The following is a 15,324-nucleotide window of genomic DNA, read 5'->3' on the forward strand; positions in this document are numbered from 1 at the left end:
CGGACCAGATGACGCAGCTCGACGGCTCGGCCGTGCCGGGCCAGGCCGCCCCCGCCGGGCCGCCGCCCGCGCAGCCGCCGGCACCGCCCGCCCAGCCGCCCGTCGGCGGCGCCGACTACGCGGCGTACGCGCCGACCGCGGCCGGCGGCTTCCCCGCGCAGGCCCCACCGCCCCCGCCCGGCGCCCCGGTCGGCCCGTACGACCCCGTCCCCGGCTCCCCGTACGGCGCCCCCGACGCCGGGCAGGGCTACAACAACACCGGCGGCTACAACTTCCCGCAGCAGCAGCCCGGGTACAGCTACCCCGGTGCGCCGACCGCGCCCAAGCAGCGCAACCCCGTGATGCTGTGGGGCGGGATCATCGGCGGCGTGCTGGCGATCTCGATCGTGGTCGCCCTGGTCGTCCTGCTCAAGGACGACCCCACGCCCACGCCCGGCCCGGGTCCCGTCTCCACCGGCAGCACCGGCGACGGCGGCACTTCCGGGGACACCACCTCCTCCCCCGGCCCCGTCACCAAGGGCGCCACCTTCAACGTCGCCTGGAGCGCCCCCAAGGGCGCCAGCACCGACGCCTCGAACCAGATGCTCGGCGTCTGGGGCACCGACAAGCTCGCCGTCCGCGTCGACAGCAACGGCATCAAGGCCTACAACCTGACCGACGGCAAGGAGGCCTGGACCATCCCGGTCCCCTCCGGCGTCAAGGAGCTGTGCACCGCCTCGTACGGCGCCAACTCCAAGGGCGTCGCCGCGATCTCCTTCAACACCGGTGACAGCGACTGCTCCACCGTCGGCGCCGTCGACCTCAACCAGGGCAAGCTGCTCTGGAGTGCCAAGGTCTCGGCCGACCGGATGTCCTCGCCGACCCTGAGCGTCACCGACAACGTCGTCGCCATCGGCGGCAACATGGTCGGCGCGCTGAACATCGCCACCGGCCAGCCCGCCTGGCAGTACCAGCCCCGCGACAAGGACTGCAGCGTGCGCGGCCGCGCGGCCGGCGTCCAGATCGCCGTCAGCGACCGCTGCTACGGCGGCAGCGGTCCCAAGTCGCAGCTGGTCATCGTCAACGCCGAGACGGGCAAGGCGGCCAGCACGCCGATCACCCTGACCGGCCAGATCGAGCAGGTCGACCAGGTCGTCTCGGACAAGCCGCTCGTCCTCCTGATGTCCAGCGGCCCGCAGGGCGACTACGTCCTGCCGTTCGACAAGGACAACAAGCCCGGCAACCAGATGTCCGTCAAGGAAGCCGGTTCGGACAGCCTGCGCCTGTCCGGCCAGGACGAGGCCCTCACCCGGAACGTGGTCAGCGGCTCCACCCTGTACGTCCAGGTCAGCAGCACCAAGCCGGGCATCAACGCCTACGACCTGAACACCGGCAAGCGCCTGTGGGCGGCCACCACCTCCTCGACCAGCAACGACATCCGCCTGGTCTCGGGCACCGACAAGGACGGGAAGGTCCGCGCCGTCGTCGAGCAGGGCTACGACAAGCCGGCCCGCCTGGTGACGCTCTCGCCGACCGACGGCTCGATGACCGACATCGGCACCATCGCCATGTCGAACGGCCTGGACATCGGCAGCAGCACCTCCGAGTACGTCATCTCCGACGACGGCAGCGCGGTGTACGCCTTCCGTCGCTACAGCTCCACCGACGGTCCGCTGACCAAGTGGAAGAAGTGACGCCGGGGGCATGACCCCCGTCGGGGCCGACGGGGCCACGACGACACACGGGCGGGGCGGGTACGGGCGAACAGCCGGTACCCGCCCCGCCCGTGAATTTTCGGCGGACCCATGCGTTGGACATGCGAGGATTCGGAACATCCGCCTGACAAAGGAGTGCAGCGAGTGCCCGGCACAAACCTGACCCGCGAGGAGGCCCGCACCCGGGCCGATCTCCTCCGCGTGGACGCGTACGACATCGAGCTCGACCTCGGCTCGGCCCGCGAGGGAGGCACCTTCCGGTCCACCACCGTGGTCCGGTTCACCGCCACCACGCCCGGCGCGGACACCTTCATCGACCTCGTCGCCCCGAGCGTGGAGGAGATCACCCTCAACGGGGCGTCGCTCGACCCGGCGAGCTTCGCCGACAGCCGCGTCCCGCTGCCGAACCTGGCCGCCGAGAACGAGCTGCGGATCGTCGCCGACTGCGCGTACACCAACACCGGTGAGGGTCTGCACCGGTTCGTCGACCCGGTCGACGGCGAGACCTACCTGTACACCCAGTTCGAGGTGCCGGACGCCCGCCGGGTCTTCGCCACCTTCGAACAGCCCGACCTGAAGGCCGCGTTCAGGTTCACCGTGACCGCCCCCAAGGGCTGGGTCGTGGTCTCCAACTCGCCGACCCCGACCCCCGTCGGCGACGGCGACACCCAGGTCTGGGAGTTCGAGCCCACCGGCCGGATCTCCAGCTACATCACCGCGCTGATCGCCGGCCCGTACGTCGGCGTCTTCGACAGCTACGAGAAGGGCGAGCAGAAGGTGCCGCTGGGCGTCTACTGCCGGCCCTCGCTGCGGGAGTTCCTGGACCCGGAGGCCATCTTCGAGGTCACCAAGCAGGGCTTCGACTACTTCCAGGAGAAGTTCGACTTCCCGTACCCGTTCGCGAAGTACGACCAGCTGTTCGTCCCGGAGTTCAACGCCGGCGCGATGGAGAACGCGGGCGCCGTCACCCTGCGCGACCAGTACGTGTTCCGCTCCAAGGTCACCGACGCCGCGTACGAGGCCCGTGCCGCGACGATCCTGCACGAGCTCGCCCACATGTGGTTCGGCGACCTCGTCACCATGGAGTGGTGGAACGACCTCTGGCTGAACGAGTCCTTCGCCACCTTCGCCGAGGCCGTCTGCCAGGCCGAGGCCCCCGGCTCCAAGTGGCCGCAGTCGTGGACCACCTTCGCCAACCAGATGAAGACCTGGGCGTACCGGCAGGACCAGCTGCCGTCCACCCACCCGATCATGGCCGACATCAACGACCTGGAGGACGTCCAGGTCAACTTCGACGGCATCACCTACGCCAAGGGCGCCTCGGTGCTCAAGCAGCTGGTGGCCTACGTCGGCCAGGACGCCTTCTTCCAGGGCGTGCAGGCCTACTTCAAGCGTCACGCCTGGGGAAACACCCGGCTCAGCGACCTGCTCGGCGCCCTGGAGGAGGCCAGCGGCCGCGACCTCAAGGCCTGGTCCAAGTCCTGGCTGGAGACCGCCGGCATCAACGTGCTGCGGCCCGCCGTCACGCTGAACACCGACGGCGAGATCGAGTCCTTCGCCGTGCTGCAGGAGGCCCCCGCGCTGCCCGCCGGCGCCAAGGGCGAGGCCGTGCTGCGGCCGCACCGCATCGCGATCGGCCTCTACGAGCTGAACGGCGACGCGCTGGTGCGCACCGACCGGATCGAACTGGACGTCGACGGCCCGCGCACCGAGGTGCCGGAGCTGGTCGGGCGTCACCGTCCGGCCGTCGTGCTGCTGAACGACGACGACCTGTCGTACGCCAAGATCCGGCTCGACGAGGACTCGATGGCCGTCGTCACCGAGCACCTCGGCGGCTTCACCGAGTCGCTCCCCCGCGCGCTGTGCTGGGCCTCCGCCTGGGACATGACCCGCGACGGCGAACTCGCCGCCCGCGACTACCTGTCGCTCGCGCTCTCCGGCATCGGCCGCGAGTCCGACATCGGCGTCGTGCAGTCCGTGCAGCGCCAGGTCAAGCTCGCCCTCGACGCGTACGCCGACCCGGACTGGCGCGAGGAGGGCCTCTCCCGCTGGGCCGCCGCCGCCGAGGAGCACCTGCGCGCCGCCGAGCCCGGCAGCGACCACCAGCTGGCCTGGGCCCGCGCCCTCGCCTCGGTCGCCCGCACGGACGGTCAGCTCGGACTGCTCGCCGGTCTGCTGGACGGCTCGGTCGAGATCAAGGGCCTCGCGGTGGACACCGAGCTGCGCTGGACGCTGCTCGGCCGCCTCGCGGCCACGGGCCGGGCGGACGAGGCCGCGATCGCGGCCGAGCTGGAGCGGGACAACACCGCGGCCGGCCAGGAGCACGCGGCCACCTGCCGCGCCGCCCGGCCGACCGCCGAGGCCAAGGCGGAGGCCTGGGCGTCGGTGGTGGAGTCCGACACGCTGACCAACTACGTCCAGGAGGCCGTCATCGCCGGCTTCCAGCAGTCCGACCAGCGCGAGCTGCTCGCGCCGTACGCGGAGAAGTACTTCGCGGCGGTCAAGGGCATCTGGGAGACCCGCAGCCACGAGATCTCGCAGCAGATCATCGTCGGGCTGTACCCGGGGCTGCAGGTGACGACCGGGACGCTGGAGGCCACCGACGCCTGGCTGGCCTCGGCCGAGCCGGCTCCGGCCCTGCGGCGCCAGGTCGTCGAGTCGCGGGCCGGGATCGAGCGCGCGCTCAAGGCCCAGGCGGCCGACCGTGCGGCGGGCGCTCGCTGACGGGGCGCGGACAACCCGAAGGGGCGCCGGACGGGATCGTCCGGCGCCCCTTCGGGGTTGTGCGGGTCCGGGTGGACTCCGTGCGCGGGGTGGTTACTTCTTCTTGGTCTTGCCGTAGGGCAGGCCGGCCAGGGCGGCGATCACCACGAAGAGAACGATCGGGAGAAACACGTACAGGCCGAGGGTCTGGCCGAGGCTCAGGCCGGTACCGGGGTCATCGCCGTCGTCCCTGGTGTAGGCCATGGCGGGCGACGACAGCAGCATCATCAGCGTGACCGTTGCGGAGACCGCGCCGGCTCGCAAAGCGTTCCTCTTGTCCACGTTTCCAACTTACCCGCCGCTTATGGGAGGGCGCGCGTCGGGGTCGGCCTGGTGGGTCGGGGGGCGTGCGCCGGGTGGTGACGGCGGGGCCGGAAGGGGTGGCCGCACGCGGCGGGGGTGCCGCGTGCGGCGCGGGGCCGTCGGGTCAACGGGGCAGGGCGAGCAGGTGGGCCAGGACGCGGGCGGCGGGGGTGGTGGCGAGGCGGTCGAGGGTGACCGGGGCGCCGGCGCCGTCGGCGACCGGGAGGCGCCAGTTCGGGTACTGGTCCCAGGTGCCCGGCAGGTTCTGCGGGCGCGGGTCCCCGATCAGGTCCGGCAGCCAGACGCCGACCAGCTCCGCCGGGGTCGCCCGCAGGAAGCGGTACAGCGCGGGCATCGACAGCGGCTCGTCCGGGGTGAGCAGCCCCTGCGCGGCCAGCGCGGCCCGCCAGTCCGCCAGCTCCCCGGCCGCCTCCTCCTGCTCCTCGCCCAGCGGGCGGGCCAGCAGGCCGAGCCGGTGGCGCAGCTCGACGTGCTCCCCGGAGAGCCGGGCGGCGGTGCTCGGCAGGTCGTGGGTGGTCAGGGTGGCCAGGCAGCCCGGCCGCCAGCGGTCCGGGGCGAGGATGCCGCCGCCGGCCTGCCAGTCCCGTTCGAACCAGAGCACGGAGGTGCCGAGCACCCCGCGCGCCGCCAGCTCCTCCCGGACGCCCGGCTCGACCGTGCCGAGGTCCTCGCCGATCACCGCCGTCCCGGCCCGGTGCGCCTCCAGGGCCAGCACGCCGAGCATCGCCTCGGCGTCGTAACGGACGTACGCGCCCTCGGTGGGCGGGTGCCCTGCCGGCACCCACCAGAGCCGGAACAGGCCCATGACGTGGTCGATGCGCAGGGCCCCCGCGTGCCGGGCGGCCGCCCGCAGCAGGTCCGCGTACGGGGCGTAGCCGGCCTCGGCGAGGGCGTCCGGGCGCCAGGGCGGCAGGCCCCAGTCCTGGCCGTGGGCGTTGAAGGCGTCCGGCGGGGCGCCGACCGAGATGCCGCCGGCCAGGACGTCCTGCAGGGCCCAGGCGTCGGCGCCGTCCGGGTGGACGCCGACGGCGAGGTCGAGGATCAGGCCGACCGGCATGCCGGCCTCGCGGGCGGCGCGCTGGGCGTGGCCGAGCTGCTGGTCGACCTGCCAGGCGAGCCAGTGGTGGAACTCGACCCGGTCCCGGAGCTCCTTGCCGGCCTGCTCGACGTGTGGGCCGTCCGGGTGACGCAGGCCCTTCGGCCAGTGGTGCCAGTCGGCGCCGTGCACCTCGGCCAGGGCGTTCCACAGGGCGTGCCGGCGCAGCCACTCGCCCTCCCGGCGCCGGAACGCCTCGTACGCGGCCTGCCGGCCGGGCCCGCGCGGCACCTCGTGCAACAGTTCCAGGGCCTCGCGCTTCAGCGCCCAGACGGCGTCGCGGTCGATCAGGCCGTCGTGGCCGAGGACCTCGTCGCGCAGGCGGGCCGCCCGGTGGGTCAGCTCCTCGGCCCGGGCGCGCTGCTCGCCGTCGAGGTACGGGTACTCGGGGACGGCCTCGATCCGCAGGTGCACCGGGTCGGCGAAGCGGCGGGAGGAGGGGCGGTACGGGGACGGGTCGGAGGGGGTGGCGGGGAGCCCCGCGTGCAGCGGGTTGATCTGCACGAAGCCCGCGCCGAGGTCGGCGCCCGCCCACTGGGCCAGTTCGGCGAGGTCGCCGAGGTCGCCCATGCCCCAGGAGCGGTCGGAGAGGACGGAGTACAGCTGGGCGAGGAACCCCCAGCTGCGGCCGGGGAGTCGGGGGACCTCCTGCGGGGCCACGATCAGCGCCGCTTCGGCCTTCGCGCCGTTGGACTCCGCCTTGAGGGTGTGCCGCCCGAGGGGCAGGTCGGCGGGCAGCCAGTGCGAGTGCCCGCACGGCAGCTCCCAACTCCCGCCGTCCTCCAGCTCCACGTGCAGCCGGGCGTCCGCGGGGACGTCCAGGGCGGTGCGCCGGCCCTGCCGGACCACCACGGTGGGCGGCAGCAACCGGGCGCGCTGCTCGGTCCGGTGACGCTCCAGCGCCTCCCGCACCTCCTCCGACGTCCCGGCCGCCACCCCCAGTGCGGCCAGCACGGCGACCAGGGTCCGCGCCCCCACCGCCCGTCCGCCCGGCCCGGGGTGCCGGGTGTCCACCCCGTACGCCTGCGCCAGCGCGACCAGTTCGGCGGGCGGTGGCGGGGCGTCCTGCGCCGGTACCTGCTCGGCTCCGTCACTGTCGTGGTAAGCGGCCACTCGCGGCTCCTGCGATGTCTCGGCAACGCCCGGTCGGGACTCCCCAAGTCCTACCCGGGTAACCGCCCGACGACGCTGCGCGACACGGCGGATCGGGCGGTCCGGCACGGCGGGGCCGGCGACCGTCGGCGACGGACCGTCTCCGGGCCGTCCCGCCTCCCCGTCCACTTCCCGTTCCACCGGCCGCGGCTGACGCATCGCCGCACCTCACGGCGCCGGTCCGGGGCGGCTTCGGACAGGATTGGAGGAGGGTTCGAGGAGAGTTCGGGGAGGGGCTCTGGAGGGCCCCGCGAGGGGATGAATCGGGGCAAGATCGGCATAGCCGTCGACGGCGTTGACACCGGGTTGGGTACCTGGTGGGGTTGCTCGCGTTGTGGTCCTGGCCTGGCGAGGAGGCTCCTGTGCAAGCCCGAGTGTCCGTCGCAGCCGGGCGACGCCTGCGGTCCCAGTTGGAGCAGAGTCCTGCGTTGCGTGAGGTGCTGCAGCACCCGGCGGCGCTGGCCGCACGGCGGGCGACGGCACGGACGTGCCGTCAGCTGGCGCCCAGGACGGCGGACCGGCTGATCGCCGACCTCAAGGGGACGGAGCCGCTGCTGGCCTCGGTGCGGGCGGAGCGCGCGGCCGGGCGTCCCGGGCGGCGGGCGATGCAGATCGCGGCCGGGGTGGCGACCGCCGCGGTGGTCGGCGGGCTGTTGGCCGGGCCGCTGCCGTCGGCGGCGTACGCGGCCACGCCGGGGCCGGACGTGGTGTCCACCGCGCCGCAGACGCCGCTGGGGAGCGTGACCGACCCTCAGGTGTTCCCGCGGCCGCAGGAGAAGACGGTGGCGGGCAAGGCGGTCGTGGTGCCGGCCGCGGTGACACTGGTGGCCTCGCCGAAGGCGGACATCGGCGCGGTCCTGGCCGTCCGTGAGGTGCTGAACGTCGCCGGGGCGACCGAGGTGACGCCGCAGGCGGACGGCGGAACGCCGGCCGCCGGCTCGCTGGTGGTGTACGTCGGCGGGCCCTCGGAGGGCGCCGACGGCGAGGTGGACCGCGTGCTGCGGCAGCTGAGCACCGCGGCCGGCGGCAAGGAGGGCACCGCGCCCTCGACCGCGAACCTGCCGGCCGGCGGGTACGTGCTGTCGGCCGGTCAGCTGCCCGCCCAGGGCGGCGGGACGTACGGCGCCGTGGTGCTGGCGGGCACGGACTCCACCGGGACCTTCTACGCCGCGCAGAGCCTGCGCCAGCTGCTCGCCGCCGTGCCGGCCGGGCAGGGGCAGGCGGCGGGCGCGAACGGGCTCGGCCTGCCCGGGATCACGCTGAGGGACTGGCCCAGCGGCGCGCCGGTGCGCGGCACCGCCGAGGCGTTCTACGGCACCCCGTGGACGGCGCAGCAGCGGCTGGACCAGGTCGACTTCCTCGGCCGCTCCAAGCAGAACTTCTACCTCTACGCCCCCGGTGACGACCCGTACCGGCTCTCCCGCTGGCGCAACGCCTACCCGGCCGCGCAGGCGGACGAGCTGCGCGAGCTGGCCGACCGGGCGCGGCGCAACCACGTCACGCTCGGCTACGCGATCGACCCGGGGCAGTCCCTCTGCTTCAGCTCCGGCAAGGACGTGGACGCGTTGGTGGCCAAGCTGGACGGGCTGCGCAAGCTCGGCTTCGGCGCCTTCCAGCTGCAGTTCCTGGACGTCAGCTACGACGAGTGGCACTGCGGCGACGACCGCGACGAGTACGGCACCGGGCCCGCCGCGGCCGCCAAGGCGCAGGCCGAGCTGGTGAAGAAGGTGCAGGACCGGCTGATCGCCCGGAACCCGGGCCTGGCGCCGCTGTCCGTCGTCCCGACCGAGTACCACCAGCAGGGGGCCACGCCGTACCGCAAGGCGCTGGCCGCGGCGCTGCCGGCGAACGTGCAGGTCGCCTGGAGCGGGGTCGGGGTGATCCCGGAGAAGATCACCACCGCTCAGGCCTCCGACACCGCCGACCTGTACGGGCACCCGCTGGTCACCATGGACAACTACCCGGTCAACGACGCCAGCCCGGACCGGCTCTTCCTCGGCGCCTACACCGGGCGCGACCCGGGGGTGGCCACCCGCTCGGCGGTGATGCTGACCGGTGCGATGCAGCAGCCGATCGCCTCGCGGATAGCCATCGCCACGGCCGGCGACTTCGCCTGGAACCCCGTCGGCTACAAGTCGGACGAGTCCTGGCAGGCGGCCGTGCGCACGCTGGCCGGGCCGACCGGCGCCGCCGCGACGCCCGCCGGGTCGGCGCTGCCCGCCGTCACCGCGCTGGCCGGCAACAGCATCTCCTCCCCGCTGTCCAAGCAGGAGTCCGGCTACCTGACGCCGCTGCTCGACCGCTTCTGGGCGGCCGCCGAGCCCACCTCCGGCGCGGCACCCGACCTCGCCAGGCTGATAGAGGCCGCCGCCCCGCTGCGCGACGCCTTCGCCGCGATGGCCACCGCCCAGCAGACGCTGGCCGGCACCCCGGCCACCGCCCAGCTGGCCGGCGAGGCCGCGCCGTGGCTGGGCCCGCTGCGCGACTACGGGCTGGCCGGGCAGGCCGCCCTGAACATGCTGCTCGCCCAGCACGGTGGCGACGGCGCGGCCGCCTGGAAGGCCCGGGTGGAGCTCAACCGGCTGCGCGAGCAGCTGGACCGGTCCCCGGCCACCATCGGCGCCGGGGTGCTCGCCCCGTTCCTGGACCGCGCCGTCCGCGCCGCCGACAACTGGGCCGGCGTGGTCAGCGGTGGGGTCACCGCGACCACCACCCTGGGCACCGCCCAGGACCACCTGCCCGCGCTGATGGCCGACGGCGTGGCGGACACCTTCTACTGGAGCTCCGCTCCCCCGCAGCCCGGCGACGCGGTCGGTCTGGACCTCGGCGCGGGCCGCCCGGTGAGCGGCGTGACCGTGCTGATGGGCAGCTGGGGCAACGGCCCGGACGCCCGGACCGCCGTGGACGACTACATCCGCGACGGCGTGCTGGAGTACTCCACCGGCGAGGGCGGCTGGAAGCAGCTGGCCGTCGTCAAGAACCAGAAGACGGTCAGCGCCCAGCTCCCGCCGGGCACGATCGTCCGGGCGGTGCGGCTGCGGGCCACCGCCGCGCAGAAGACCGCCGTCGCGGTGCGCGAGTTCACCGTCACCGCCCCGGACGAGTCCCCGGCGAGCGTCACCGGCGGGCCCGACGCGCTGCCCGGCTCCTCCGCCGCCGCGGTGCTGGACGGCAACCCGGACACCGCGTACCGGGCCGCCAAGGCGCCGACCGCGCAGGACGAGCCGCTGACCGTGGAGCTCGGCGCCGCCCGCCCGCTGGACCGGCTCACCGTGCTGACCGATCCGGGCGTGCGCGCCACCGCCACCGTCGCGGTGCGCCGCGCCGACGGCACCTGGGCGGACATCGGCACCGTGGTGCCCGGCTACAACGAACTGCCGGCCGGCGGGCAGGTGGCCGACGCGTTCCGGCTGACCTGGCGGCCCGGCGGCGACCCGCCGGTCGTCAACCAGGTGATCCCCTGGTACGCGGACGCCCCGGCGGCCCGCCTCAGCCTGTCCGACCCCGCCATGGACGTGGTCACCGGCGCGGCCGCGCCGGTCAAGACCCAGGCCACCGTGGAGGCCGGCCGCCCCGAGGGCACCACCGGGGAGCTGCGTGCCGAGGTGCCGGTCGCCGCCAAGGGCCTGACCGTGACCCCGGCCGGCCCGGTGACCGTGCCGCGCGGCGGCCGGGTGGGCGTGCCGCTGCAGGTCGCCGCCGCGCCGGGCACGCCGTCCGGGACGTACCAGGTGCCGGTGCAGTTCGTGTCCGGGGCGACCAGCGTCAAGCAGGTGCTCCAGGTGCACGTGGTGCCGCCGACCGGCGGGCCGGACCTGGCGCTCGGCGCCAAGGCCACCTCCTCGGGCGACGAGACGTCGAACTTCCCGGCCTCGGCGGTCACCGACGGCGATCCGAAGAGCCGGTGGTCCTCGCCGGCCAAGGACGACGCCTGGGTGCGGCTGGAGCTGCCGCAGGCGACCCGGCTGGGCGCGGCGGTGCTGCACTGGCAGGCCGCGTACGCCGCGGCGTACAAGATCCAGGTCTCGGCGGACGGGAACTCCTGGACGGACGCGGCGACGGTGGACAACGGCAAGGGCGGCGACGAGACGGTGCGCTTCGACGCGCCCGGCGTCCGGTTCGTCCGGGTCCAGGGCGTGGCGCGGGCGACGAAGTACGGCTACTCGCTGTGGGGTGTCGAGCTGTACGCGGTGACCCCGCCGGCCCAGCCGCAGCCACCGGCCGTCCAGCCGGGGCAGCCCGCTCAGCCGGGACAGCCGGGTGGTTCGCCGGCCGCTCCCGCGACTCCTCCGGCGACGCCCGCGAAGCCGTAGCCGGCCGCGGGCCCCGAGAACGCGGCGGGCCGCCGTGCTCCCCGCTGCGGGGGGCGCGGCGGCCCATGAGGCGCGTACCGGCGGTGTGACGGGCGGGCCCTTGTGTCGCTGGGGTCAGGCGGAGAGCGGTTCGGGCTGCTCGCCGCGGCGGACGGGGGTGGGGTGGGCGCCGTGCGCCCGGCCGATCGGTACCGAGTGGTTGGGCTCGGTATGGTCGTGGTGCTCGTACTCGCCCCACTGCGGGGCGCGCAGCTGGTCGCCGCCGCCGTAGGGTTCCAGGTAGGGGCGCCAGCGCGGGTCCTTGATGCCGGTGCCGATGATCCGCCAGGCGAGTCCGCTGGGCGGTGCGGGTGGGCGCTTCATCCGCCACCCGAGTTCGGTGAGGTGACGGTCGGCCTTGGTGTGGTTGCAGCGGCGGCAGGCTGCCACCACGTTGTCCCACCGGTGCTGGCCGCCCCGGCTGCGCGGGATCACGTGGTCGACGCTGGTGGCGGCGGCCCCGCAGTAGACGCAGCGGCCGTGGTCGCGGGCGAACAGCGCCCGGCGGGTGAGCGGGACGGGCCCGCAGAACGGGACCCGGACGAAGCGGGTCAGACGGACGACGGACGGCGCCGGAAGGGCGCTGGTGGCGCTGTGCAGAGTGACTCCCGTGTCCTCCAGGCTGACCGCCTTGTGGTTGAGGACCAGGATGAGTGCGCGGCGCATCGATACGACGCCGAGTGGCTCGTAGGACGCGTTGAGGACCAGGACATGCGGCACGGATGCCTCCTTGGACGCCTGCGGCGCGTGGCTCGCGCCGGGACGAGCGGTTGGATCGCACAACGAGTGCGCGATCTCCCCCAGTGTCGCCTTACGCCTTTGTACGGCGCCACCACTCCTGTGTAACGGACCTGCCGTGAACTTCGGGTGTGGTCTCTGTCATAACCGGTATGCCCGGGGAAGGTCGACTTGCACCCGGGTGCCGCCCGGGCCCGGCGGGTGGCCCTCCCGGGGGACGGATCGGCCGGTCGGAGCAGTGTCCGGCCGGGTCACGGCGGCTTCCGGGGCGGGGTACGGGGGGAGCGCACCGGGGTGTTGACGGGGCGTCCGGGCCCTTCCGTACGCCCTCGGGAGGCTTCCCGCGAGGCGGCCGACGGCGTTCGGCGTGTCCGGGCGGGCGTTCGGCGGCGGATAGGCTAAGGCGCACGGTCCGCGGGCCGCTTGCCGGCGGTGCGGGCCGCCACGCACCCAGCAAGGAAGGTCCGCACGTGTTCAGCTCCGGTGCCACCGGTCTGTCCGACGCGTCCCCGACGCCCTCCGTCCCGACGCCGACCCCCAGCCCCACCGCGCAGCTGCCGAACCTGGACCTGCGGATCCCGACCAGCGCGCAGGAGGTGTCGGACACCACCAAGCAGGCCGCCAGCTGGTTCGACACCCACTGGCAGAGCTGGCTGGCCTCGGGCCTGCGGATCGTCTTCATCGTGGTGCTGGCGATGGTGCTGCGGGCCGTGGTGCGCAAGCTGATCACCCAGCTGATTGGGCGGATGGCGCGCAGTCCCGAGCACCAGGAGGAGAGCCGGCTGGGCGGGCTGCTGGCCAACACCGGGGTGGTGAACCCGGAGCGGCGCCAGCAGCGCTCGGAGGCGATCGGCTCGGTGCTGCGCAGCGTGGCCTCCTTCACGATCCTGGGCACGGCGGCCCTGATGGTGCTCTCCGCGCTGGGGGTGAACCTGGCGCCGCTGCTGGCGAGCGCCGGTGTGGCCGGTGTGGCGATCGGTTTCGGCGCCCGCAACCTGGTCACGGACTTCCTCTCCGGGGTCTTCATGATCATGGAGGACCAGTACGGCGTCGGCGACGAGATCGACACCGGGGTGGCCACCGGCACGGTGCTGGAGGTCGGCCTGCGGGTGACCAAGCTGCGCGGCGCGAACGGCGAGATCTGGTACATCCGCAACGGCGAGGTGAAGCGGATCGCCAACATGAGCCAGGGCTGGTCGACGGCCTCGGTGGACGTCCAGGTCGCGTACAAGGAGGACCTGCTGCGGGTCGGGGACCTGATCCAGCAGACCGCCGAGGAGCTGGCCAAGGAGACGCCGTACGACGAGCTGGTCTGGGCGCCGGTGTCGATCCTGGGCGTCGAGTCGGTGGCGGCGGACTCCCTGATGCTGCGGGTCGAGGCCCGGACCGCGCCCGGCAAGGCGGCGGTGGTCTCCCGGGCGCTGCGCCAGCGGCTCAAGGCGGCCTTCGACGGGGCCGGGATCAAGGTCAAGGAGGAGGCCCCGACGGCCGCGGCCGCGGCGGCGGCCGCCGTGGCCGCCGCGGTGATCGCACCGGCGCAGGCCCCCGCGGTCGAGCAGGTGGCGCCGTCCGCGTTCGCCGACCCGAACTCCGCCCGGTTCAAGGCAGCCGAGCCGATCCCGGTGCCGAAGCCGGAGCCGGCCCCGTAGGCCCCGTAACGGAAACGGCTCCCCGCAGAGAGGACGAGAGCCCCGCCCCGGCACCGTGGGAGCGGGGCTCCCTGCTGCCCGGTAACGCTTCGGCATCCTCCGTTCCACCGACCATTGACACCCCGCTGACGCGGCCCTTACGGTCCTTCCCAAGCGACTGGAAAGTTTCCTAACAGTTCGCCCGAAGCTCGCCCCCGTCCCCACGGACGCCGCCCGAGAGCCACCCCGACGTCCCCCGGCGGCGACCCCGACCAGCCGAAAGAGGAGGATTCCGGGCATGACCAAGAGCACCGCCAAGGCCCCCCTCGCCGGCACCCCGAGCCTCCTGCGGGCCATCAACGACCGCGCCGCCCTCGAACTCCTGCTGGAGAACGGCCCGCTCTCCCGCACCCGGATCGGCACGCTGACCGGGCTCTCCAAGCCCACCGCCTCCCAGCTGCTGGCCCGGCTGGAGGCGGCCGGGCTGGTCGTGCCGGTCGGCACCACGGCGGGCGGGCCGGGGCCCAACGCCCAGCTCTACCAGGTGAATCCGGCCGCCGGGTACGTCGCCGGCCTGGACGTCACCAACACCGGGATCCGGGTCGCGGTCGCCGACATCACCGGCACCACGCTGGTCGAGCACGCCGTCAGCACCAAGGGCGTGCCGGCCGCCGAGACCGTCGCCAGGGTCGCCTCCGCCGTCGCCGAGGCGGTCCGGGCCGCCGGGCTCGCCGAGGACAGCCTGCGCACCGTCGCGATCGGCGTCGGCGGCGCCCCCGACCCGGTCACCGGCAAGCTGCGCTACGCCTCCCACCTGCCCGGGTGGCACTCGCCGCGGCTGGTCGAGGAACTGTCCGAGGCGATCGGCGCGCCGGTGTCGATCGAGAACGACGTGAACCTGGCCGCCGTCGCCGAGCAGGCCTCCGGTGCGGCGGCCGGCTTCGAGGACTTCGTCCTGCTCTGGGCCGAGGCGGGCGTCGGCGCCGCGATCGTGATCGCCGGGCGGCTGCACCGCGGCTTCACCGGCGGCGCCGGGGAGGTCGGCTACATGCCGGTGCCCGACTCCCCGGTCGAGTGGGACTCCCGCCGCCGCAAGTTCGGCGGGTTCCAGGCCCTGGTCGGCGCGCCCGCCGTCCGGGCCCTGGCCCGCGAGCACGGGCTCGGCGCGCCCACCGCCGAGGAGTCGGTGGCCAGGGCCCTGGCCACCCCGGGCGCCGGCGACGCCTTCCTCGCCGCGCTGGCCGGGCGGCTCGCCGTCGGACTGACCGTGATCGTCTCGGTCGTCGACCCCCAGCTGGTGGTCCTCTCCGGCGCGGTGCCGAGCGCGGGCGGCGAACGCCTGCGCGCGCTCGTCGAGGACGAACTGGCCAGACTCTCCATCGCCCGGCCGGAGGTGAGGAGCAGCGCCCTGCCCGGCTCCCCCGTCCTGCTCGGCGCCCTGCAACGCGCCCTGTCGGACGCCCGCGAGGCGGTCTTCTCCACCCACTGACGCTCCCGCCCACTCCCCCGCACCCACCTCTCCCCGACCCCCGAACGCGGGACCCGAGGCGACGAAGCCTGCCCGCGCACTTCCAGGA

8 protein-coding genes are annotated in these 15,324 nt (G+C 74.3%); 5 read left to right on the plus strand and 3 right to left on the minus strand.

From position 1 onward, the window contains the following. Positions 1 to 8: 8 nt before the first annotated feature. Together ACZ7KX_RS19035 and pepN are read left to right on the plus strand one after the other, a co-directional pair. The gene (locus ACZ7KX_RS19035) at positions 9 to 1,673 is read left to right on the plus strand and encodes an outer membrane protein assembly factor BamB family protein (protein WP_470327401.1); all 1,665 of its coding nucleotides are present in this window, start codon (positions 9 to 11) and stop codon (positions 1,671 to 1,673) included. 165 nt (positions 1,674 to 1,838) lie between these two features. Continuing rightward, positions 1,839 to 4,418 carry an aminopeptidase N gene (pepN, locus tag ACZ7KX_RS19040; protein WP_470327402.1) on the plus strand — a complete coding sequence of 860 codons (2,580 nt, stop codon included), beginning with the start codon at positions 1,839 to 1,841 and terminating at the stop codon, positions 4,416 to 4,418. Positions 4,419 to 4,511: 93 nt separating this feature from the next. Here the strand turns inward: pepN and ACZ7KX_RS19045 are convergent, their stop codons facing one another. Together ACZ7KX_RS19045 and malQ are read right to left on the minus strand one after the other, a co-directional pair. Then, complete coding sequence (locus ACZ7KX_RS19045) at positions 4,512 to 4,739, minus strand: hypothetical protein (protein WP_350521432.1); 228 nt, start codon at positions 4,737 to 4,739, stop codon at positions 4,512 to 4,514. 145 nt (positions 4,740 to 4,884) lie between these two features. Continuing rightward, positions 4,885 to 6,990, minus strand: a complete 2,106-nt coding sequence (gene malQ, locus ACZ7KX_RS19050; protein ID WP_470327403.1) for a 4-alpha-glucanotransferase — start codon at positions 6,988 to 6,990, stop codon at positions 4,885 to 4,887. Between the two features lie 476 nt (positions 6,991 to 7,466). Between malQ and ACZ7KX_RS19055 the strand changes: the two genes are divergently transcribed. Continuing rightward, on the plus strand, positions 7,467 to 11,342 hold the full coding sequence (locus tag ACZ7KX_RS19055; protein ID WP_470327482.1) for a beta-N-acetylglucosaminidase domain-containing protein: 3,876 nt from the start codon (positions 7,467 to 7,469) through the stop codon (positions 11,340 to 11,342). A 114-nt stretch (positions 11,343 to 11,456) separates the two neighbouring features. On the opposite strand, the gene ACZ7KX_RS19060 is transcribed toward ACZ7KX_RS19055, so the two are convergent. Continuing rightward, complete coding sequence (locus ACZ7KX_RS19060; RefSeq protein ID WP_350521433.1) at positions 11,457 to 12,101, minus strand: HNH endonuclease; 645 nt, start codon at positions 12,099 to 12,101, stop codon at positions 11,457 to 11,459. Positions 12,102 to 12,589: 488 nt separating this feature from the next. On the opposite strand from ACZ7KX_RS19060, the gene ACZ7KX_RS19065 reads away from it, so the two are divergent. Further along, a complete protein-coding gene (locus ACZ7KX_RS19065; RefSeq protein WP_470327404.1) occupies positions 12,590 to 13,768 on the plus strand; it encodes a mechanosensitive ion channel family protein in 1,179 nt (392 codons plus the stop codon). Positions 13,769 to 14,045: 277 nt separating this feature from the next. After that, a complete protein-coding gene (locus ACZ7KX_RS19070) occupies positions 14,046 to 15,236 on the plus strand; it encodes an ROK family protein (protein ID WP_470327405.1) in 1,191 nt (396 codons plus the stop codon). The last annotated feature ends 88 nt before the right edge of the window (positions 15,237 to 15,324 follow it).

Source organism: Kitasatospora sp. NPDC038210 (assembly GCF_055600605.1).